21 protein-coding genes are annotated in these 20,280 nt (G+C 57.5%); 11 read left to right on the forward strand and 10 right to left on the reverse strand.

The features are described from left to right. The first annotated feature begins 78 nt into the window (after positions 1 to 78). A complete protein-coding gene (locus SERS4_RS0107970; protein ID WP_017892079.1) occupies positions 79 to 504 on the forward strand; it encodes an NUDIX hydrolase in 426 nt (141 codons plus the stop codon). Here SERS4_RS0107970 and SERS4_RS0107975 read toward each other — a convergent pair. The 4 genes from SERS4_RS0107975 to SERS4_RS0107990 all read right to left on the reverse strand — a co-directional run bounded on the left by SERS4_RS0107975 (position 501) and on the right by SERS4_RS0107990 (position 4,386). Beyond that, positions 501 to 1,001, reverse strand: coding sequence for a DUF523 domain-containing protein (locus tag SERS4_RS0107975; protein ID WP_017892080.1), 501 nt, complete (start codon positions 999 to 1,001; stop codon positions 501 to 503). The two genes, SERS4_RS0107970 and SERS4_RS0107975, sit on opposite strands and share 4 nt — an antisense overlap. Before the next feature lie 72 nt (positions 1,002 to 1,073). Next, a complete protein-coding gene (locus tag SERS4_RS0107980; protein ID WP_017892081.1) occupies positions 1,074 to 1,748 on the reverse strand; it encodes an epimerase in 675 nt (224 codons plus the stop codon). Next, positions 1,745 to 2,767: an AraC family transcriptional regulator gene (locus SERS4_RS0107985; protein WP_017892082.1), complete on the reverse strand. Its 1,023-nt coding sequence runs from the start codon at positions 2,765 to 2,767 to the stop codon at positions 1,745 to 1,747. The genes SERS4_RS0107980 and SERS4_RS0107985 overlap by 4 nt, the downstream gene beginning before the upstream one ends. Before the next feature lie 170 nt (positions 2,768 to 2,937). Continuing rightward, a complete protein-coding gene (locus tag SERS4_RS0107990; protein WP_017892083.1) occupies positions 2,938 to 4,386 on the reverse strand; it encodes a PLP-dependent aminotransferase family protein in 1,449 nt (482 codons plus the stop codon). Between the two features lie 174 nt (positions 4,387 to 4,560). Here SERS4_RS0107990 and SERS4_RS0107995 point away from each other — a divergent pair, with 174 nt between their 5' ends. Both SERS4_RS0107995 and SERS4_RS0108000 read left to right on the forward strand, forming a co-directional pair. Beyond that, on the forward strand, positions 4,561 to 4,752 hold the full coding sequence (locus SERS4_RS0107995; RefSeq protein WP_017892084.1) for a DUF1127 domain-containing protein: 192 nt from the start codon (positions 4,561 to 4,563) through the stop codon (positions 4,750 to 4,752). Between the two features lie 242 nt (positions 4,753 to 4,994). Continuing rightward, positions 4,995 to 6,125, forward strand: coding sequence for a Gfo/Idh/MocA family protein (locus SERS4_RS0108000; protein ID WP_017892085.1), 1,131 nt, complete (start codon positions 4,995 to 4,997; stop codon positions 6,123 to 6,125). A 155-nt stretch (positions 6,126 to 6,280) separates the two neighbouring features. Here the strand turns inward: SERS4_RS0108000 and SERS4_RS0108005 are convergent, their stop codons facing one another. Further along, the gene (locus SERS4_RS0108005) at positions 6,281 to 7,762 is read right to left on the reverse strand and encodes an MFS transporter (RefSeq protein WP_017892086.1); all 1,482 of its coding nucleotides are present in this window, start codon (positions 7,760 to 7,762) and stop codon (positions 6,281 to 6,283) included. 474 nt (positions 7,763 to 8,236) lie between these two features. Here SERS4_RS0108005 and SERS4_RS0108010 point away from each other — a divergent pair, with 474 nt between their 5' ends. From SERS4_RS0108010 to SERS4_RS0108035, 6 genes are read left to right on the forward strand one after another with little or no spacing between them, the layout of a single operon-like run. After that, positions 8,237 to 9,304 (forward strand): fatty acid desaturase, encoded by a 1,068-nt coding sequence (locus SERS4_RS0108010; RefSeq protein ID WP_017892087.1) that lies wholly within the window; start codon positions 8,237 to 8,239, stop codon positions 9,302 to 9,304. A gap of 29 nt (positions 9,305 to 9,333) precedes the next feature. Further along, entirely contained in the window at positions 9,334 to 10,266 is a 933-nt protein-coding gene (locus SERS4_RS0108015) for an ABC transporter substrate-binding protein (protein WP_017892088.1), read from the forward strand. 46 nt (positions 10,267 to 10,312) lie between these two features. After that, positions 10,313 to 11,473, forward strand: coding sequence for an ABC transporter permease (locus tag SERS4_RS0108020; RefSeq protein ID WP_017892089.1), 1,161 nt, complete (start codon positions 10,313 to 10,315; stop codon positions 11,471 to 11,473). Further along, positions 11,470 to 12,405: an ABC transporter ATP-binding protein gene (locus tag SERS4_RS0108025; RefSeq protein ID WP_012005880.1), complete on the forward strand. Its 936-nt coding sequence runs from the start codon at positions 11,470 to 11,472 to the stop codon at positions 12,403 to 12,405. Before SERS4_RS0108020 ends, SERS4_RS0108025 begins: the two co-directional genes overlap by 4 nt. Further along, a complete protein-coding gene (locus tag SERS4_RS0108030; protein WP_017892090.1) occupies positions 12,402 to 13,181 on the forward strand; it encodes an ABC transporter permease in 780 nt (259 codons plus the stop codon). Before SERS4_RS0108025 ends, SERS4_RS0108030 begins: the two co-directional genes overlap by 4 nt. Before the next feature lie 9 nt (positions 13,182 to 13,190). Further along, positions 13,191 to 13,970: a phosphate/phosphite/phosphonate ABC transporter substrate-binding protein gene (locus SERS4_RS0108035; protein WP_017892091.1), complete on the forward strand. Its 780-nt coding sequence runs from the start codon at positions 13,191 to 13,193 to the stop codon at positions 13,968 to 13,970. Between the two features lie 2 nt (positions 13,971 to 13,972). Here SERS4_RS0108035 and SERS4_RS0108040 read toward each other — a convergent pair whose 3' ends face one another. Both SERS4_RS0108040 and SERS4_RS0108045 read right to left on the reverse strand, forming a co-directional pair. Continuing rightward, positions 13,973 to 14,707, reverse strand: coding sequence for an SDR family oxidoreductase (locus SERS4_RS0108040; protein WP_017892092.1), 735 nt, complete (start codon positions 14,705 to 14,707; stop codon positions 13,973 to 13,975). Between the two features lie 117 nt (positions 14,708 to 14,824). Then, entirely contained in the window at positions 14,825 to 15,202 is a 378-nt protein-coding gene (locus tag SERS4_RS0108045; RefSeq protein ID WP_017892093.1) for a transcriptional regulator, read from the reverse strand. Positions 15,203 to 15,705: 503 nt separating this feature from the next. Between SERS4_RS0108045 and SERS4_RS0108055 the strand changes: the two genes are divergently transcribed. Continuing rightward, positions 15,706 to 16,617, forward strand: coding sequence for a LysR family transcriptional regulator (locus tag SERS4_RS0108055; RefSeq protein WP_017892095.1), 912 nt, complete (start codon positions 15,706 to 15,708; stop codon positions 16,615 to 16,617). On the opposite strand, the gene SERS4_RS27145 is transcribed toward SERS4_RS0108055, so the two are convergent. The 3 genes from SERS4_RS27145 to SERS4_RS0108070 form a co-directional block, all read right to left on the reverse strand. Then, positions 16,605 to 16,781 carry a hypothetical protein gene (locus tag SERS4_RS27145; protein ID WP_017892096.1) on the reverse strand — a complete coding sequence of 59 codons (177 nt, stop codon included), beginning with the start codon at positions 16,779 to 16,781 and terminating at the stop codon, positions 16,605 to 16,607. The genes SERS4_RS0108055 and SERS4_RS27145 overlap by 13 nt on opposite strands. A 102-nt stretch (positions 16,782 to 16,883) precedes the next feature. After that, positions 16,884 to 17,807 carry a drug/metabolite exporter YedA gene (yedA, locus tag SERS4_RS0108065; protein ID WP_017892097.1) on the reverse strand — a complete coding sequence of 308 codons (924 nt, stop codon included), beginning with the start codon at positions 17,805 to 17,807 and terminating at the stop codon, positions 16,884 to 16,886. A 167-nt stretch (positions 17,808 to 17,974) separates the two neighbouring features. Beyond that, positions 17,975 to 18,628, reverse strand: coding sequence for a metalloregulator ArsR/SmtB family transcription factor (locus SERS4_RS0108070; RefSeq protein ID WP_026142268.1), 654 nt, complete (start codon positions 18,626 to 18,628; stop codon positions 17,975 to 17,977). 104 nt (positions 18,629 to 18,732) lie between these two features. On the opposite strand from SERS4_RS0108070, the gene SERS4_RS0108075 reads away from it, so the two are divergent. Then, positions 18,733 to 20,187, forward strand: a complete 1,455-nt coding sequence (locus SERS4_RS0108075; RefSeq protein WP_012005886.1) for an MFS transporter — start codon at positions 18,733 to 18,735, stop codon at positions 20,185 to 20,187. Positions 20,188 to 20,280: the final 93 nt, after the last annotated feature.

The following is a 20,280-nucleotide window of genomic DNA, read 5'->3' on the forward strand; positions in this document are numbered from 1 at the left end:
TCGGCCATGGTAACCCGTGACCATAAGGGTCAAACGGGTAAGGACAGATGTAAAATGCCGTTCTTTAAGAGGTTCAAGATGTCACAAATTGATGACTCATACTTTGGCGGCGCGAAAATCGCGCTGTTGTGCGGTAACCACTTGCTTACCTACCAGCGTGATGACAAGGCGGATATTCCCTGGCCGGGCTGCTGGGATTTGCCGGGAGGTGGGCGCGAAGGGGATGAGACGCCGCTGCAATGCGTGCAGAGGGAAACGCTGGAAGAGTTCGGTTTGCAGATTGACGCACAGCAGGTGAGTTTACGGCAGCGTTACCAAGGGATTTTCCCCGGCTACCCGCCGACCTGGTTTATGCTGGGCCACATCACGCCGGAGCAGATAGCCGCCATTTGCTTTGGCGAAGAAGGGCAGCGTTGGCAGATGATGGCCATCGAGCGCTTTATTGATCATCCACAGGGTATTTCGCACCTGCAGCAACGGTTGGCGCAGCATCTGCAGCGCTAGGTCTGTTCCACCGCTTCAATCCGGGCGATCAGCGCGTCGATCTGACGGTCGGAAAACACTTCAATGCCATTTTGGCGCAGCAGTTCGGCGGTGACGCCGCTGCCGGGTTTGGTTTGACCGCTGAAAGAGCCGTCGTAGATAAACTGGCTGCCGCAGGATGGGCTGCCGTCGGTGAGCAGGGCAAAGCGGCAGTCGTGCCGTTGTGCGGTCTCCAGCGCCAGATGGGCGCCGAGCAGATAGCCGGCGGTGACGTCACCGCCGCTGACTTCAATCACTCTTGCCCGTTGGGCCAGTACCGTGGCGCCTTCAGCGGCTCGCGTGATTTCTGCCGAGGGACGTGGGGTGGAAAAACCGGCGGCCAGCTCCGGGCAGCAAACCACCAGACGGCCTTCGCGCTGCCAGCGCAGCAACGTGGCGTTGAGCAAAGGTTTGTCGGAAGCGTTGTAGCGAACTTTAAAACCGGCCAGGCAGGCGCTGAATAAAATCTTTGACGGCATGAAGTCTGTCTCTGTCACAGTGGCGAAAGCGTGGGGCAGGCGGCCCACGCGCGCGGCTTTAACATAGCAGAATCATCCCGCCGATGGCAGCGCCAGACGATTGATCTCTGCCGGTTCGATGATCCGCAGCGCCGTTTCGTGGCGTGCCACTGCCAGCATCGCCAGCCCGACGCGTTCGGTAGTGGTGACCTGCTGGGGGAACAGCCGAAGCGCGCCAAACCACAGCGGTTTAAATAACCGATACAGCAGATCATACAGCCGGGTTCTGGAGCGGATGCCGTGCAGCGGCACGATAGCGCCGGGACGGAACATCACGGCGTGGAAAGGCAGTGCCAGCAAGGCGTTCTCGGTTGCGCCCTTGACCCTGGCCCACATGCTGCGGCCTTGTTCGCTGCTGTCGGTGCCGACGCCGGAAACATAAATAAAGGTCATCGCCGGGTTCAGCCGCGCAAGCGGACGGGCGACGGCCAGCGTCAGGTCGTAAGTCAGGGTGCGGTAACGCGCTTCGTTCATGCCGGCCGAGGAGACGCCAAGGCAGAAAAAGCAGGCGTCGTAACCTGCAAGCTGTGCCTCTATGGCAGATAAGTCACTCAGGTCGGGCAGCGTCAACTGCCTTAATTTGGCATGATTCTGCACCAGCGCGCTGCGGCCGACGCTGAGGACTTCCGTTACCTGCGGGTCACGCAGGCATTCGCGCAGCGCGCCCTGGCCAACCATACCGCTGGAGCCCAATATAATGACTTTCATGCTCTGTTCTCCCTGGGGCCGGTAAGGCGTTGGTTGCGCCAGCGGTTTGGCGTTTGCGCTTCCCACTGCATAAAGGCGCGGCTGAACGAATTCAATTCTTCAAATCCGAGTACGAAGGCGATCTCCCCCAGCTCCAGACTGGTTTCTGCCAGCAGTTGGCAGGCGGTACGGTGGCGGGTTTTATCCAGCAATTGCTGGTAGCTGTAACCGTGCTGTTGCAAGCGACGCTGCAGGGTGCGCGGACTGACATACAGCTCGGCGGCCACGCTGTTAACGCTCGGACGCTGGCCGCGCATGCTGCGGCCCAGGATCGCCATCACCTGGTTCGGCAGACTGTCGCCCTGCAATGATCTGGCCAGTTCGACCTCCAGCCCCGGTAGCAGCACCGTCAGCATGTCCTGATTGTAGGTGATAAAGGGTTGGTGCATCAGCGCACGGTCAAATACCAACACATCCAGCGGGGCATTGAAATGCACCGGGCAACCGAAGTAGTGCGACAGCGGTGAGGAGGGATCCGGTCGCCGGGTCAGTTCGATAGCCCGTGGGTGTATCGCCTGACCGGTGCCACGGCGGCACAGGGTAATAATCGAGGCAAACATGGCATCAATCAGCAATTCCGGCGCATGGCTTTTGGCCATGGTCCAGCGGGTGTGCAGGCGGATACTGTCGCCATCCTCTACCAGCATCAGTTCTTCCGGACACAGCAGACGTTTGTACCGGGCAACCTTTTGCAATGCGTCGCCGAGGCTGGCGGAGTGCAGCGCAGCGACCGAAGCAATATCATAATGCTCTGATGGCACCTCGCCGCCCAGACGCAGGCCGAAGCTGGCGTCGCTCACCTGGGCGAGGGCACGCCAGATATCGAAAAACTGCCGGGTGGACAGCTTGACCTTCTCATGTCGCTCGCTGAGTAACCCTTCAGGCAAGCCGGCCAACTGGCCGACCCGTTCGATATCCACACCCAGCGTCCTCAGACGGGCCGACAGGGCGCTGGGCAGGGCTATCTGATCGCTGCTCATTGTTACTCCTTTTGATTTACCGGTTATCGACGAGCCAGCCCAGACCGCGTGAACTGCCAGTGATTAACCACACCTGAGATTGCGACATAAAACCTTCCTTACCTGTTCATGGGGTGAGGTTTCACTCTAGAAGGTTAGACGCTGTGCGGATAATCCGATCCCGCCAACTGTTAATCCGATTGCGCCAATGTGTTTTCGAACGTCAGCATTAACTGTTGGATGGTTGCGCCGACCCGCAATACCGCTTGTTCAATCTCGGGCATCAGTTTAGGTGCATAGGCATAATTGATGCGCAGGCAGTTACGGTACTTGCCGGAGGCGGAAAAAATACTGCCGACCGCGATCTGTACACCCTGTTGTTCCAGATAACGGTTCAGCCGCAAGGTATCGAACTCTTCATCCAGCTCAATCCACAGCATAAAGCCACCCCGTGGTTGGCTGACGCGGGTACCGGGCGGAAAATATTTCATAATCCAATCGGTCATCACGTCGCGGTTTTGTTGGTAGCGGGAACGCATACGCCGCAGGTGTTGCAGGTAGTGGCCGTGACGAATAAATTCGGCAATCGCCAGCTGCGGCTGGGTAGCCGTGGAGCCGGTACCGATATATTTCATGTGCAGCACGCGCTCCAGATAACGCCCGGGGGCGATCCAACCGATGCGCAGACCGGGTGCCAGCGTTTTTGAAAAGGAGCTGCACAGCAGCACCCGGCCGTCTTCGTCGAAGGATTTGATGGTGCGTGGGCGAGGATATTGATAGGTGATATCCCCATACACGTCATCTTCAATGATCGTCACGTCAAAGCGCTGTGCCAGCGTCAGCAAACGCTTTTTACGCGCCTCCGGCATGATGTAACCCAGCGGGTTATTGCAGTTGGGGGTTAACAGGATGGTTTTGACCGGCCACTGTTCCAGCGCCAATTCCAGCGCCTCCAGGCTGATGCCGGTCAGCGGATCTGTGGGGATCTCCAGCGCTCTCATGCCCAAGCCTTTCAAGGTCTGCATGGTGCCGTGAAAACAGGGGGAATCAACCGCCACAATATCCCCTGGTTGGCATACGGCGCGCAGCCCGGCGGACAGCGCTTCGTGACAACCGGTGGTGATCACCAGCTGGTCGGCATCAATCTGGCAACCGGAATCCAGCAGCAGGCGGGCGATTTGCTCACGCAACCCCAGCACGCCCTGAATGCTGTCGTAATGTAGGCTACGCAGATCGCCGTGGCGGCCCGTGTGCCCCAGCGCCTTCATCAGGGGTTTCAGCGTGGGTTCGCTGATATCCGGCATGCCTCGGCCCAGTTGGATCAGGTCTTCGCGCGGCTTGTTGCGGATCAACTCCAGTACCTGCTCCCACTGCGAAATATCCACCGGTCGTTGCACCGGGCGGGTCACGGTGGGCAGTTCGGCCAAAGTCCGCCGCGTCTGCACAAAATAACCCGACTTCGGCCGCGCCTCTACCAGTTGTCTCTCTTCCAGCAGACGGTAAGCCTGCTGCACCGTGCTGATGCTGACGCCGTGTTCCTGGCTTAGCATGCGCACCGAAGGCAGGCGATCGCCTGCCGGGTAAAGCCCCTGTTCTATGCGTTGGCTGAGGATCGCGGCCAGCGTGGCGTAGCGTGTCATACAGATGCCTCAAATAAGAGTGAATGAGGAAAAGACCGGTACAGATGAAGTTAAATTAGACCATTCAGATAGGCGGAGACAGCTTTTGTATGGAAAAAATACTGCCGGCTTGAATCTGTATTGTTTTTCGCCTGTGCAGCATCATCAACCTCAGGCTAAATCGAAGGAGATTGAATGATGACTGTTCTTGTTGGCGACGTACCCGCACCCCGTCAGAACCGATTAATTCTCCTTGGGCGACTTTATTGGCAGCGTTATCTTACCCGCCAATCCTTGTTGTTGTTGGATGACGTGCAGTTGGCGGATATAGGCCTGACACGGACACAGGCATGGCGGGAAGGGCGCAAGCCTTTCTGGCGAGGCTAAACACGGATGGTGATTTTTTAGAATAAAAAATTCATTTACACCCGCTGGGTTGGTTTATGCCTGCCCGGCCTTTTATCGTTTCATCCAAGCCTGCAAGCTTTTATGAAGGCTATCACGAATATCATCTTTATTTTGTCCCCTACTTGTTATTGAAATTTATATTCCATATAAACATTTATCAGATGGTGTGTTTCATTGTGCGCACTGGCAGGTTATGGGATCGGTAACGGGGGAGGGGAGTAATGAAACAGGTTCGCGTTGGTTTAATTGGCACCGGCTACATTGGGCGCTGCCACGCTATTGCTTATGCGCAGGCAGCCACGGTATTCCCACTAAAAGGGGAACTGGTGCTGGAAATGCTGGCGGAGGTGACGCCGGAGCTGGCGCAACAGCGCGCCGCAGAATTTGGTTTCTCGCGTTCGACCGGTGACTGGCGTCAACTGGTGGCCGATCCGTCGATAGACGTGGTGGATATCTGCGCCCCCAACTTCCTGCATAAAGAAATGGCGTTGGAGGCGATCCGCCACGGCAAACATGTCTATTCTGAAAAACCGCTGGCGCTGGATGCCAAAGACGCCGCCGAAATGGTGCAGGCTGCCCGCGCCAAAGGCGTCAAAACGCTGGTGGGCTTCAACTATATGAAGAACCCGACCAGCCAGTTGGCGCGTGAAATTATTGCCAATGGCGAGATAGGCGAAGTGGTGCATTTCTACGGTACCCACAACGAGGATTATCTCGCCGACCCGCGTACACCGATCGACTGGCACTGCCGCAAGGCCACGGCCGGGTTGGGGGCGCTGGGCGATCTGGCGGCGCACATCGTGAATATGGCGCACTATCTGGTGGGGGACATTGTTGCCGTCTCCGGCGATATGCAGACCATCATTAAACAGCGTCCGGATGCGAAAGACCCTACGCTGATGCATCAGGTGGAAAATGAAGATCAGGCCAGTGCGCTGGTACGCTTTGCCGGCGGGGCGATGGGCACCATCGAAACCTCACGTATTGCCTGCGGGCGCAAAATGGGGCTGACCTATGTGGTCACCGGCACCAAGGGCACGCTGAGTTACACCCAGGAGCGGATGGCGGAACTGAAGCTGTATCGTCACGATGAACCGGCAGAACGCCAGGGCTTTAAAACCCTGTTGGTGGGGCCAAAGCACCCGGATTACGCCGCCTTTTGTATTAGCGCCGGGCATGGCATCGGTTTTAACGATCAGAAAACGGTAGAGATCCGTGACCTGGTCAACGGCATTGCCGCCGGTGACCCTATGTGGCCAGACTTTGAAGAAGGCAGGAAAGTCTCCTGCGTGCTGGATGCGATTGCCGCTTCCGCCGAACAGCGCCGCTGGCTGGAAATCAATCGCGACTGAGGCGAGGGGCTTTGGTGCCCACAAGTTGAGAACGTCACAACCTATTGACTTGCCAAGCTAGTAACTTAATAACTAAATAAGTTGCTGGCCGGCTGTGGCGTGGACAGCGGGAACCCTACTGTGGGCAGCGGGCTTCATGACGAAGCCCGTTTTACTTAACGCGGCTGGAAGTCTTCTGCATCCACATCGTAGCCCGACGGCTCCCAGCGAATTGACAACAGCGCAATCAGCCCGGCGAGCGGGGCAATGGCAATCACCCAAAAAACGCCGGTACCCAACGCGGCGGACAGCACCGGGAACAAGAACAGTGACAGGGTCGAACTGGAACGCATCAGCGTTTGGTTGAAGCCGACACCTACCCCACGCAGCGAGGTGGGGTAACTGAGCGAGGCGAAGGTCATACTGTGCGACCCCGGCCCGAATCCCTGGCCCAGCAGGAACAGCGCCAACATACCGATGGAGACCGCCGCCTCTGTGCCGCTGTCCGGCCGACCAATCAGCGCCAACCCCAACAGCGCCGCCAGTTGAAAAGCGTAGCCCAGCACCGTCATCTTCCACGCGCCGTACGTCGGCACCAGTCGCACTGCAATTAGCCCGCCGACAAAGGCGAACAACAGGTTCAACGCCAGCGATACCAGAATCGTGCTGAGCATCGACTGCGCCAGAAAACTCGATAGGATCACCGGCAACCCGAATGCCACGGCGTTATAGGCGAACGACGAGGCGACGGCGATAACGGTGGCCAGTACCGTGCGCCGCAGATAAACCCCTTGCAGCAGCGTGCCGTAGTTGCGCCATGAGGCACGCCGCGCCTGCATCGGTTTACCTCGTTCGGCATCTTTCGCCACCACGGCGTTGATATTATAGGAACGGCGTAAAATGGCAGCAGCGCCGTCGAGGTCGCCCTGATTGGCGGCCCAAACTGGAGATTCGCTCATATATCGACTGCGAATGGCGATGATCACCAGCGCCGGAACGGCTCCGAAGCCGAGGATTAGCCGCCACAGCCAGTCGGTGTGGCTCTCTGGCAGTACCGCATACAGCAGCAACACCAGCAAATAAGAGATACTGATTGCGGCATACCAGGTGGGGCACCACATGGCGATACGTGCTGCTTTATTGCCACGACCTGACAGTTTGGAAAATTCGGCCAAAAACGCCATGGCCACCGGTAAATCGATGCCGACTCCCAGCCCCATTACAAAACGCGCGCCGCCCAGCACCCACTCGTTGGGGGCAAAGGCGCAGGCGAATGCGGCTATCACGAAGAAGAACATATCGGCCATAAATACCCGGTAACGGCCGATTTTATCGGTCAGGTAGCCGCCAATAAATGCACCGATAATCGCGCCGAAGGTAATGGCAGAGGCGATCAATCCGGTGCCGGTTGGCGACAGATTGAATTCGCGCGCCACATCTTTGATGCCGAAAGCCAGTGCACCCAGATCGTAGGCGTCGAGAAAGACGCCGCCGAGTGCAATCGCTACGACAATGCGGGCATTGTTGCTTTTGGCTGCACCGCCATTGACCAGCGTGGAGACGTCGGCAGCGCTGCGCAGGGTGACGACTTCACCGGTCGGTAAATCAGTATTCCCTACCGAATTAGCGGCGTCAGAGGCCGCAATATAACTGGACATGATATTTCTACTTAATAAGCAAAAATCTGAGCATAACGGCGGGTAACAGGCGCTCACCAATTCTTTCTGGTTATAAGCATACAACCCAAGGTTGTTGAAAAATCATCATGTTAAGGGCTGTTTAACTATTCATTCAGTGTGGGTTAGTGAAGGAGTCACGTCACTTTTATCATTCAGCCCACCACTGCCTGGGTTGGCGTAAGGGGCGCAGCATTGAACGGGGAAAACGACAACGATTTCTCGAACGGAAAGCATCGCCGCACCGCGCTTTAATTAGGTAACGAATACCTCTTGGCGGCACGGTGTCACCCCAGAACGCGATGAAAAACCGCCGATCCTGAGAAAGTTTCATCGTGGTGTCGCCGGCCGTTGATGCAACTAGCTGATTTTTAACTTTGCTATGCCGCTTTCGTTATTTTGAGCGCTCCTGCCGCTCGCTGATACTGAGCCAAATCTCAAACAGCGAGCCGCGCAATGTCTTCTCCAAAAAGCCACAGTCACTATTTGCATCCTGCCCAACGCCATTGGATACAGCAGCTTGGCCAGCGTTGGTACTGGCGGCTGGAGCTGCCGACCTGGGGCATTATGGCGGCAGTTTACGGCGGTTGGTTTGGCGTGGTGCAGTACTGGCAGACGCTGGGGCCGTGGCTGGGCACGCCATTGCTAATCCTGCTGACCACCTGGTATATGTCGCTGCAACACGAACTGATCCACGGTCATCCCACGCGCTGGCCGCGGCTTAATCAGTTATTTGGCCTGCTGCCGTTGGCGGTGTGGTATCCCTACGGGCTGTATCGCGACTCGCATCTTCAGCACCACCGCAATGAACATCTGACCGTTCCGCATGAAGATCCCGAAAGCTATTACTTCAGCCAGGCGCAGTGGCAGCGTTTCCCTCGGCTGTACCCGTTGTTGGCCAGAGTGCGCAATACGCTGAGCGGACGCATACTGTTTGGCCCGGCGCTGGATATTGTCGCCACCGGGGTTAATGCGGCCAAAGCGATTGCCGCCGGTGAATTACGCACTCTGACGATGTGGCTGGTGCATTTGCTGCTGCTGGCGGGGGTATTGAGCTGGCTACAACAGCACGGCATTGGCGTGGCGTTTTACCTGCTGGCCATCAGCTATCCGGCGTTGGCACTGACCAAGGTGAGATCGTTTTTTGAGCATCGTGCCGTTGAAGCTCCGCAGGCACGTTCTATTATTAATGAGGCAGCCTGGCCGTGGCGGCTGCTGTTTCTTAATCTGAACTATCATTTAGTTCACCATGATCTCCCCGGCTTACCGTGGTACGGTTTACGGCAGGTGTATCTGGCGGAGCGTGATGAATACCGGCAGCGCAGCCAGGGATTTGTGGTGGCAGGCTATGGCCAGTGGGTAAGTGAATACGCGTTTACCCCGGTTGCCGTTGAGGTTCATCCGTTTAATGCCGGCGTGCTGCCAGGGGAAATTGAGGGCGAAAATGAAGCCTGGCCGGCGGAGACATTTATTGTGCGATGGAAGCGCGCTTCGCAGGATTTTCCAATCGATCTGGCCAAATAGCCGGAAAATACACAACAAGAGGAAAAAGTATGGCAATCACCCCATCACGTGGTCGCGCTCTGGCTTTGGCGCTGAGTTTGCTTGCCGCGAGCGTCGGCGTGGCGCAGGCCGCCGACACGGTGCGCGTTGGTTCTAAAATCGATACCGAAGGCTCATTGCTCGGCAACATTATCGTGCAGGTGCTGGAGTCCAACGGCATCAAAACCACCAATAAATTACAGCTTGGTACCACCAAGGTACTGCGCGGGGCGATCACCTCCGGCGAAATTGACGTCTACCCGGAATACACCGGCAACGGCGCATTTTTCTTCTCTGATGAAAAAGACCCGGCGTGGAAAAACGCCCAGGCCGGTTTTGAAAAGGTGAAGAAGCTCGATTATGACAAGAACAAAATTGTCTGGCTGGATGCGGCTCCGGCCAACAACACCTGGACCATTGCTATCCGTCAGGACGTGGCGGAGACCAATCACCTGAAAACGCTGGCCGATTTGGGCAAGTGGATCAACGGCGGCGGCAAGTTCAAGCTGGCAGCCTCGGCGGAGTTTATCGAACGCCCGGATGCGCTGCCTGCGTTCCAGAACGCTTACGGCTTTAAGCTGAACCAGGACCAGTTGCTGTCACTGGCCGGCGGTGACACGGCGGTGACCATCAAGGCGGCGGCGGAGCAAACTTCTGGCGTCAACGCGGCCATGGCCTACGGTACCGATGGCCCGGTGGCGGCGCTGGGGCTGGTAACGCTGGAAGATCCAAAAGGGGTACAGCCGATTTACGCACCGGCACCGATTATCCGCGAGGCAACGCTGAAACAGCATGCCAACATCGCCGAACTGCTGAAGCCGGTATTTGCAACACTTGATGGCCCAACGCTGCAAAAACTCAATGCGCAGATTGCAGTGGAAGGGCAGGACGCCAAACAGGTGGCGGCCGCCTATCTGAAAGATAAAGGGTTGGTTAAGGGGTAACGCCGCTGGCCCCCGTTGGGGGCCAAAATGGAGCTGGAGAGTTTCTTTGATTATTGCCGTAAAAAACCGCGTATTACTGACGCTGCTTATTCTGTTGCTGCTGGCCGCATTTGGCCTGCCGTTTCTCAGCTATGCCCCCAATCGCCTGCTGTCGGGCAAGAGCATTTCCCTGATTTCCCTGTTGCACGGCCCGGCGCTGTGGCTGCTGGTGCCCATGCTGGTGCTGGCGGTACTCAGCCTGTTGGCACCGGTCAGGCGCAATGCGTTGCTTACCGCGTTGACGGCTTCGGTGTTGCTGGCATTGACCTTCTGGTTGAGTGGGCACGCGGCCCAACAGTTGGCGTCGGAGGGATCCAGACTGGCACGCACTTCCTGGGGCAGTGGCTGCTGGTTGATACTGGCGCTGAGCCTGCTGATGGCCGCCGACGCCCTGACCCGCGTTACCGCCTCGCATTTGTGGCGCATTCTGGGCAACCTGCTGGTCGTGCTGCCTGCGCTGGTGCTGTTGTTTAGCCATCAGCTGGATCAGCTTTCGCTGCTGAAAGAGTATTACAACCGGCAGGACGTATTTGACGCCGCACTGTTGCAGCACTTGACCATCTTGCTGGCCACGCTGGTGCCGGCGTTGGTGATTGGCATTCCACTCGGGGTGCTGTGCTTTCGCTCTGAGCGCTTACAAACACCGATATTTTCTACACTGAACATTATCCAGACCGTGCCGTCGATTGCGCTGTTCGGCTTGCTGATCGCGCCATTAGCCGGGCTGGCGAAGGCGCTGCCCTGGCTGGCAGAACACGGCGTCAGCGGTATTGGCATGGCTCCGGCGATTGTCGCCCTGGTGTTGTATGCGCTGTTACCTTTGGTGCGCAGCGTAGTGGCCGGATTACAGAGCGTGCCGGCCAGCGTGATTGAATCCGCCAGTGGCATGGGGCTGACGCGTGGGCAGATTTTCTTGCGCGTGCAGCTGCCATTGGCGTTGCCGTTGTTCCTGACTGGCGTGCGCATTTTGGCGGTGCAGACCGTCGGCATGGCGGTGGTGGCGGCGCTGATTGGTGCCGGAGGTTTTGGTGCCATCGTTTTCCAGGGCCTGCTCAGCAGCGCGCTGGATCTGGTGCTGCTGGGGGTGATCCCGGTGATCGTGATGGCGGTAATCGTCGATTCGCTGTTTAAATTTTTGGTTTCAATTTTGGAAGTGTCACGCCGATGATTCAGTTTAATCAGGTCAGCAAGATTTTTCAGGGCAAACCGGCGGTGGACGATCTTACGCTGCGGATTGCCAAGGGCGAATTTGCCGTGTTGATCGGCACCTCTGGCTCAGGGAAATCCACCACGTTAAAAATGATCAACCGACTGATCGAGCACGATCAGGGCAAAATTTACTTTGCCGATGAAGAGATCCAGAAGTTCAAACCGCAGGATCTGCGCCGCCGTATGGGGTACGCCATTCAGTCGATCGGCCTGTTCCCGCACTGGACGGTGGAAGAGAACATTGCCACCGTGCCGCAACTGCTGAAATGGCCGCGTGCGCGCATTCGCGATCGGGTGACCGAGTTGCTGGAGCTGCTGCATCTGGAGCCGGATTTGTTCCGCCGTCGATACCCGCACCAGCTTTCTGGTGGGCAGCAGCAGCGGGTTGGGGTGGCGCGTGCGTTGGCCGCCGACCCAGAAGTGCTGTTGATGGACGAGCCTTTTGGCGCACTGGATCCGGTGACCCGTGCGGCACTGCAGACAGAAATTGCACGTATCCACCATCTTTCCGGACGCACCATCGTACTGGTGACGCACGACATTGATGAAGCGCTGGCACTGGCGGACCGCATCGTGCTGCTCGATCAGGGCCGCATCGTGCAACAGGGCACGCCGCTGGAACTGTTGACCGCACCGGCCAACGATTTTGTGCGTGATTTCTTTGGCCGTAGCGATCGCGGTATCAAGCTGCTGTCGCTGGAAACGGTAGCGCAACGGGTGCGGCCTGGCCATGTGGAAGGGGAACCTATTGCCGCCGCCATGAGCCTGCGCGAAGCGCTGTCGGTGTTTGTGGCACGCGGCTGCGAATGTTTGCCGGTGACGGGTGAACAGGGCGAAGCGCTCGGCGTGCTGCATTTCAGCGATCTGATTGTCCAAAAGGCGCTGTCATGAGTGCGCTTCGGGCCATGCGCTGGCTGCGCGATCCGCTGCCCTGGACCTTTGCCCTGTTGCTGGCACTGGTGTTTGGCATGAATCATTTACATGGCCTGTTTGCCGCCTGGTTTCCCGAACTGGAGCGACCGGTGTATCAGCAGGACAGCTTTATCTCACTGGTGTGGGCGCATCTGTTGCTGGTGGCAGTTTCCAGCCTGGTTGCCGTGGTGATTGGCGTCAGCGCCGGCGTCGCTGTAACGCGCCGCGCCGGTAAGGAGTTCCGCTCATTGGTGGAAACCCTGGTGGCGGTGGGGCAGACATTTCCGCCGGTGGCGGTACTGGCGATCGCAGTGCCGGTGATGGGCTTTAGTGAGCAGCCGGCGATCATCGCGCTGGTGCTGTACGGTTTACTGCCGATTTTGCAGGGCACGCTGGCGGGGATTGAGTCGGTGCCCAGCGCCACCCGCGAGATTGCGCAGGGAGTCGGGATGAATCCCCGGCAGATCCTGTGGCGCGTCGAACTGCCGCTGGCGGCGCCGGTGATCGTCGCCGGCATTCGTACCTCGGTGATCATCAATATTGGTACAGCGGCGATAGCTTCTACCGTGGGTACCAAAACCCTGGGATCGCCGATTATTATTGGCCTGAGTGGCTTTAATACTGCCTACGTCATCCAGGGCGCGGTGGTGGTGGCCCTGTTGGCGATCATTACCGATATGCTGTTTGAGCGCTGGGTACGCCATCTCACCGCCTGGCGTCAGCAGGCGCTGGTCACTTCTTCTTCTGCCGGATAAGGGAACATGATGCAGGTATCTTTACCGATGTACGGCGTGACACATCAACCGGCGGAAGCCTTCTGGCAGGTGCTGCGCGGCAAGTTGTTGCAACTGGGATTACCGCACGCGCCCGAGTCGCTCAGTTGGCCACAGGATCTGGCACAGCACTGGCAGCGCGATGACTTGTTGCTCAGCCAAACCTGCGGCTATCCGCTGGCCATCAGCCTGCCGCAGGTGCAACTGGTTGGCACCTATCATTATCGCGTTGAGGGTTGCGCAGGGCCGGAGTACAGCAGTTGGTTGGTGGTACGCGATGATGAGCCCGGCGAACGGCTGGAGGATTTCCGCGGCCGGGTTGCGGCCTATAACAGTTCCGACTCGCAGTCAGGCCATAACAGCCTGCGGGCGTTGATTGCCCCCCTGGCTCAGGAGGGAAAATTCTTCCGCGCCGCCATTGCCTCTGGTGCGCATTATCAGTCGATTAAGCTGATCCAGAATCGGCAGGCGGATATTGCTGCCGTTGACTGTGTCAGTCTGGAACTGTTGAAACGGGCACAGCCACAGGCGCTGGCAGGGCTAAAAATTATTGGGCGAACGGCCAGCGTACCGGGGTTGCCGCTGATTACCTCGCGACAAACCCCGCCGGAACAGCTGGAGATACTGCGCGCCGGGGCCAGGGCGATGCTGGGTGAAGCGGTGAGCGATAGCCTGTTGATCGATGATTTCAGCCTGGTGCCGCGTTCGGCATACCAAAAAATAGCCGTTCTGGAACAACAGGCCGCCGCGCTTGGGGTGACGTCGCTGTAAGCTTACAGCCGCCCACCACCGTCAATATCGATGATGCTGCCGGTGATAAAGCCGTTTTCCATCGCCAGCAAATAACCCGCTGCCACCTCTGCCGCCTGGCCAACACGCCCAGCCGGTAGCCCGGCACCGATCTTGGTAAACATCGCCTGACGCTGTTCGGCGCTCATGGCGTCGTAAGCTTCGGTGACCGTAACGCCAGGGCTCACCACATTAACCCGCCGCGGTGCCAACTCTTTTGCCAACTGCTTGCCGATGGCCTCCAGTGCCGCATTGATACCGGTTTTAATCAGCTGGCCACTGAGGTATTTCCGCGACAGCTGGCCGGAGGTCAGGGTGATGGAACCCTGTGGCGCCAGGGTAGGCAATGCCGCCTGAATGGCGCGCAGGGCGCCCCACAGTTTGACGTCGAAGTTGGCCTGCGCTTCATCAAAATCGGTTTCCGCCAGCAGTCTGGCTTGTACCAGCGGCCCTGCAGTGAAGACCAGATGATTGAACTCGCCGACTTCGGCAAACAGCGCACGCAGTGAGCTTTCATCGGTCACGTCAGCCTGCATCACCCGCATGTTACCGCTACCGTCGGCAGGCTGATAGTGCTGCATGCTGCCGACGCGGCGGGAGGCCAACACCACATTGGCCCCGCGTTCTATCGCGGCATAAGCCACTGCCGCACCAATGCCGCTGTTACCGCCGAGTATCACCAGTTTTTGCCGGTTCAGGGAAGAAGAAGGAATAGTCATGATAGCGCCTCAATTTCAGTGAGTTTCAGTGCTATCTATCATTCCTGATTGAAAATCCGTGAGCAATTGGCCTAAATGGCAAACACTTGTTAAATTATTTTAATAATAGATGCGCGTTCAGGCCGCACTAAAACGAGCATTCAGTTTCCGATCAACAATGATCTCGAAGTCGGTAAACAAGGCTTTGGGTCTGACTGTTCGGCCATATTTTTCGAGTGTAACCAAACCGTGGCCGCTAAGCGTTTTCAACGTGGTAGAAAGGTTGCTTAATTGCCGATCGGAGAGCTCAGCCAACTGACTCAGGGTCTCCGGTTTTTCAGTATCAATCAGCCGCAGCAGGGCGATGTTCTCATTGCTGAGCACCTGAGCCAAAGCAATCATCGAGGTGAACCAGATTAGCGGTTCACACTCCGGTGGCTGATATTCACCTTTTGCAATCGCCAGGATCCGTTTACGGATCAACTCTTCAGGCATTACGCCAATCAGTGCTTTCATCTTCAACCTCGGTTTTCTCTCTTGCTTATTACTTCATCGATTCTAGTGAAAAAGTCTTCCACCAACTGAAACGCGGAATGGAACTCATAGGGAGAGCCTTTATCCGTAGGAGTCTGGTGCTGGTGGTCATAAAGTACTCTGCCCGAAAATTTCCCTTTTCGAGGGGCTTTAATTGCATGGGCATTGTCGATGCCAAACACCCGGGTGTTGTATTTATCGTGTAACGTCAGGTTGTAGCGTATGCCATGGGGAATAAATGCCGTTTTGGTGACCTTCCAGGCTTCTATTTTTCACCAGTATCCATCTTCACAGCTGACCCGGGTGCCATGAAGGCTAAGGATGTAGTCCAGTCCATTGTTTTCATCCATCTTGGTGCTCCATAAAGTTATGACCTAAACATAACTAATGGTTGATTTATGGTCAATGTTAATTCATGGCGGAATGCCTATGGCGCGGTAAGATAGGGGAAATTTGCAGATTTTATCCAGCCGCAGGAATAACCCATGACATCCTTTATCGACCTCGAAGTGTTTGTCCGGACGGTGGAAGGCGGCAGCTTTTCAGCGGCGGCGCGTGCGTTGGATATGACGCCGGCGGCGGCCAGCATTGCGATAAAAAGGCTGGAACAGCGCCTGGGGGTACGGCTGCTGGTGCGTTCTACCCGTAGCTTGCGCCTGACGGAAGAAGGGCAGCGCTATCTCGACAGTGCCCGGTTGGCCTTGGGGGCGCTGGCGGAGGGCGAGCAGGCGATACGCGAGAAATATCAGGGGCTGTCCGGCGTGCTGCAGATCTCCGCACCCTCGGATTTTGGCCGCAACCTGTTGCTGGGCTGGCTTGATGAATTCAAACGGCAACACCCGCATATCCAGTTGCAGTTACTTATTAATGACCGCCATGCCGATCTGTTTCGTGAACCGGTGGATATTGCGCTGCGCTTTGGTCAACTGGCGGACTCTTCGCTGGTGGCGCTACCGATCCTGCCGCAGCACCGACGGTTGATTTGCGCCAGTCCGACTTATCTGCAGCAACATGGCACGCCGCAAACGCCAGCCGAACTTGCTCAGCACAGCATTCTGATTTATCAACCCAGTGGGCACAGGCAGGCGGAATGGCGGTTTTGGCGAGGCGATGAATTGACGGAGGTGCCGCTGACTGGCCGCTACTTTACCGATGACGGTGAAGTAGCGCGTCGCTGGGCGCTGGCCGGGCACGGGATTGTCCGTAAATCAGCCATTGATGTGGTGGCGGATATTCAGGCCGGGCGTTTGGTGACGCTGCTGCCGGAGTGGCAAAGCGACGCGGTGCCCATCAGCCTGGTTTGTCCACATCGTTCGCAGGTGTCGGAGCGCATCAGGTTACTACAGCGCTTTTTACAGCAGCGCTGTCAGGTCTGGATGGCGTATCACTTGGTCTGAATGCTGGCTGACGGGGTAGCGCTGGCAGCGGCTTCGCTGGAGGTGGTGGTTTCTTCGCTTGGCGTGGTGGAGCGGGTGTACATATTCAGCCCGGCCAGGAAGACGCCGCCGAGTGAACCAAAGGCACACAGAAAGATAACGATAATGAACGATTTTTTAAGCATTGGGATAATTTCGCAGGTTGCCCGGAACAGCGGGAATTATAGTCTCTTCAACGGACGAAACAAGAATCGTTTTGAATGGCGGCCCGCAGACCGCCATTTTGGTCACTCTTTAATGCTGCCGACCGGCTGAACTTTGGTCGGACGCGCAAACAGGAATTTGCCCAGGGTCACCAGCACCACCGCCGCGACGATAATCACCAGTGCTGCCCATTCACGCGGTGCCAGCGATTCGCCGGCAAAGCCGATGCCGAGCAATACCGCTACCACCGGATTGACGTAGGCATAGCTGGTTGCCACCGCCGGGCGCACGTTTTTCAGCAAAAACATATAGGCGCTAATCGCCAGCATCGAACCGAAGACAATTAGATAACCCAGTGCGAAGAAGCCTTTGGCGCTGGGCATTTGCGTCAAACGCTCACCGCTGAGCTGGCTGACGACCAGCAACACCACACCGGCCACCAGCATTTCCGCCGCCCCGGCCATTGGCCCGGCCGGCAGAGAAATGCGCGATCCCAGTACCGAACCAAAGGCCCAACTGGCGGAGGCCAGCAGGATCAGCAGTGCGCCGGTAGGGTTGCCGACCAGATTATTGCCGGTGTTCAGCAGCACGATCCCCACCAGTCCCAGCCCGATACCTGCCCACTCCAGCCTGGTATTGCGCATGCCCCACAGCAGGCTGAAACACAGGGTGAACAGCGGCACCGTCGCCACCATTACGGCGGCAATGCCGGAAGGCACGTGCTGATGCTCTGCCACGGTCACCAGGCCGTTACCCACCGCCAGCAGCAAAATGCCAATGGTGCCGGCAGCCAGCCACTGTTTTGCCGTCGGCAATGCGTGGCCGCGCAGTGCTAAAAAGCCAAACAGCACTATGCCGGCGACCAGAAAGCGGATGCCGGCCATCATCAGCGGCGGCCAGCTCTCTACGCCCAGGCGAATAACGAAGTAGGTCGAACCCCAGACAATATATAACGTGAACAGCGCCCCGATTAACGGCAGGACGTTACGGCTACTTTGGCTCAGCATGGATTTTAATTCTGCAGGGAAGGTTATTATTAGAGGACTCAGTAAACCCGATCGGGCAGAGGATAAGCAACGCTTTTCAGTACTTTTTTAAGCGAACAATGGGCTGGCTTCCGGTGGTGACTCATCGGATGACGCCAGCCTGTGGGCTGCCTTGTGTCGGGCGTTGGTTACAGCAGTGAAATACGGTAGGCACAGCGGCGCGCACCGGCCAGAATATGCTCTGAGCGTTCAACCTGAGCCTGCAGCACCTCGGTAAAAACACTCAGTTCCGCGCGGCAGAACCCCTGACAAACGGTGGCGGCGGCGCAAATAGGGCAGTGGTTTTCTACCAGCAGAAAAGAACCGTCTTCCTGCAGGCGCGATTCGGCCATGTAGCCTTCGCGACAACGGATCGCCGTCAGGCGCGCTACGCGTTCCTGCAAATCGGTGGCGCCGACCATCGCCTGCTTGTAGTTAATGCGCGTTTCCTGCTCGCGGGTGTCGATCAACAGTTCGATGGCCTGTTCGCCCAGTTTGTCGCGAACGGTGCGCAGCAGTTGTACCGTCAGTTCGGAATGGGTATCCGGAAAACGTGCATTGCCTGCGGCAGTCAGGTGCCAGAGCTGCACCGGTCGGCCGACGCCACGGGTTTCCGCCACGGCTTCAACCAGCCCCTCTTTCGCCAGCTTGACGAACTGCTGGCGCGCGGCCTCGCCGGTGGTACCAAGGACTTTTCCTGCATCAGACGCTTGCTGTGGGCCGCGGGTTTTCAATAGTGTCAGCAAACGGTCACTGACCGATTGTGCGGGGGTACCGCCATTTTCCAAGTTTATTCTTGACATATTTCTCCGCCTCGCCCTACTCTTATTCCAAGATAATTCTTGTTAAATTTAACGCAATATCACTCTTAACTCAATGCCATTCCTCTGAAAACAGGACGACAACTGTGATAACCAACGATGATAGCCGCTGGGCCGATCTATTTTCCGGCAAAAATGGTGCCAGTGCGATCGCGCTCTCACTCGGCGTAGCGCTGCATGCAATCAATATTCTGGTCGCTACCACCATTCTGCCCTCGGTGGTGCAGGATATCGGCGGGCTGAGTCTGTATGCCTGGAATACGACGCTGTTTGTGGTGGCGTCGATTCTGGGTTCGGCATTATCGGCTCGTTTACTCAGCGGTTACGGGGCTCGCAGTGCCTACGTGGTGGCGTCACTGTTCTTTATTGCCGGGGCGATGCTGTGCGCGCTGGCGCCGTCAATGCCGGTGATGCTCCTCGGCCGAACCGTGCAGGGCTTCGGCGGCGGGCTGATTTTCGCGCTTTCGTACGCCATGATCAATCTGGTATTTGAGCAAAAGCTCTGGCCGCGGGCGATGGCGCTGATCTCGGCAATGTGGGGCATCGCGACCCTGGTAGGGCCGGCGGTGGGCGGCATTTTTGCCGAACTGAATGCCTGGCGCTGGGCCTTTGGCATCCTGTTGCCGGTGATGGTGCTGTACGCCGGGTTTACCTTCCTGATCCTGCCAAAAGGCAAACCGCAGCAACAGGCGGCACCGCTACCGCTGGCTCAGTTGCTGTTGTTGGCGACGGCGGTAATGGTGGTGTCCGCCGGTAGCCTGGCGGACAGCGCGTGGGTCAATCTTGGCGGCATTGCGTTGGCCGTGCTGATGATGGCCTGGCTGATACAGCGTGAAGCGCACTCCCGCGCCCGATTGCTGCCGAAGGGGGCTTTGCGCCGCGGTTCGCCGCTGGCCTCGTTGTATATCACCGTGTCTTTACTGGTGGTGGGCATGACCAGTGAAATCTTCGTGCCTTATTTCCTGCAAACGCTGCACGGCCAGTCCCCGCTGATTTCCGGTTATATTGCGGCCACCATGGCTGCGGGGTGGACCTTATCGGAAATCCTCAGTTCCGGCTGGCGCAGTGCGGGCATCCGCCGGGCCATCGTCAGCGGGCCGATGTTGGTGTTGGTGGGGCTACTGGCATTGGGCCTGCTGATGCCGATACCTTCTGGCGGCCATTGGGCAGGGCTGACGCCGATTGTGATTGCGCTGACGCTGGTGGGCTTTGGTATTGGTTTCGGCTGGCCGCATCTGTTGACGCGTATTCTGCAGGTTTCGCCTGAGGCCGATAAGGATATTGCCGGGGCGTCGATCACCACGGTGCAACTGTTTGCGACCGCCTTTGGGGCTGCGTTGGCCGGGATGATTGCTAACCTGGCCGGATTGAATGTGCCGGGTGGTGCGCAGGGTGCAGCCTCCGCTGCTCGCTGGCTGTTCCTGCTGTTTGCATTGGCGCCGCTGCTGGCGGTGTTCAGTGCCTGGCGTTGCGCGGCGATCGCACCGCCGGTTGCCGACAGCGACAAGCAGGTACCAGAGTCGTCGGCTCTACCGTCATAACAGCGAAAGACTTTTCGCCAAGTTGTAGTGCCAGTTAAAAATCTGGTTGACGAATCCCGTATTTGAGATTATTTCTCTTATATGGGATTTTTT

The organism is Serratia sp. S4 (genome assembly GCF_000347995.1).
GTDB classification, from domain to species: domain Bacteria; phylum Pseudomonadota; class Gammaproteobacteria; order Enterobacterales; family Enterobacteriaceae; genus Serratia; species Serratia quinivorans.

Bases quoted from the DNA above. Each gene is read 5' to 3' on its own strand.
- SERS4_RS0108055 (WP_017892095.1), top strand. From the start codon at position 15,706: ATGACATCCTTTATCGACCTCGAAGTGTTTGTCCGGACGGTGGAAGGC.
- SERS4_RS0107985 (WP_017892082.1), bottom strand. From the start codon at position 2,767: ATGAGCAGCGATCAGATAGCCCTGCCCAGCGCCCTGTCGGCCCGTCTG.
- SERS4_RS0107975 (WP_017892080.1), bottom strand. From the start codon at position 1,001: ATGCCGTCAAAGATTTTATTCAGCGCCTGCCTGGCCGGTTTTAAAGTT.
- SERS4_RS0108070 (WP_026142268.1), bottom strand. From the start codon at position 18,628: ATGTCAAGAATAAACTTGGAAAATGGCGGTACCCCCGCACAATCGGTC.
- SERS4_RS0108035 (WP_017892091.1), top strand. From the start codon at position 13,191: ATGCAGGTATCTTTACCGATGTACGGCGTGACACATCAACCGGCGGAA.
- yedA (WP_017892097.1), bottom strand. From the start codon at position 17,807: ATGCTGAGCCAAAGTAGCCGTAACGTCCTGCCGTTAATCGGGGCGCTG.
- SERS4_RS0107970 (WP_017892079.1), top strand. From the start codon at position 79: ATGTCACAAATTGATGACTCATACTTTGGCGGCGCGAAAATCGCGCTG.
- SERS4_RS0108015 (WP_017892088.1), top strand. From the start codon at position 9,334: ATGGCAATCACCCCATCACGTGGTCGCGCTCTGGCTTTGGCGCTGAGT.
- SERS4_RS0108010 (WP_017892087.1), top strand. From the start codon at position 8,237: ATGTCTTCTCCAAAAAGCCACAGTCACTATTTGCATCCTGCCCAACGC.
- SERS4_RS0107990 (WP_017892083.1), bottom strand. From the start codon at position 4,386: ATGACACGCTACGCCACGCTGGCCGCGATCCTCAGCCAACGCATAGAA.
- SERS4_RS0108000 (WP_017892085.1), top strand. From the start codon at position 4,995: ATGAAACAGGTTCGCGTTGGTTTAATTGGCACCGGCTACATTGGGCGC.
- SERS4_RS0107995 (WP_017892084.1), top strand. From the start codon at position 4,561: ATGATGACTGTTCTTGTTGGCGACGTACCCGCACCCCGTCAGAACCGA.
- SERS4_RS0107980 (WP_017892081.1), bottom strand. From the start codon at position 1,748: ATGAAAGTCATTATATTGGGCTCCAGCGGTATGGTTGGCCAGGGCGCG.
- SERS4_RS0108045 (WP_017892093.1), bottom strand. From the start codon at position 15,202: ATGAAAGCACTGATTGGCGTAATGCCTGAAGAGTTGATCCGTAAACGG.
- SERS4_RS0108040 (WP_017892092.1), bottom strand. From the start codon at position 14,707: ATGACTATTCCTTCTTCTTCCCTGAACCGGCAAAAACTGGTGATACTC.
- SERS4_RS0108005 (WP_017892086.1), bottom strand. From the start codon at position 7,762: ATGTCCAGTTATATTGCGGCCTCTGACGCCGCTAATTCGGTAGGGAAT.
- SERS4_RS0108030 (WP_017892090.1), top strand. From the start codon at position 12,402: ATGAGTGCGCTTCGGGCCATGCGCTGGCTGCGCGATCCGCTGCCCTGG.
- SERS4_RS0108025 (WP_012005880.1), top strand. From the start codon at position 11,470: ATGATTCAGTTTAATCAGGTCAGCAAGATTTTTCAGGGCAAACCGGCG.
- SERS4_RS27145 (WP_017892096.1), bottom strand. From the start codon at position 16,781: ATGCTTAAAAAATCGTTCATTATCGTTATCTTTCTGTGTGCCTTTGGT.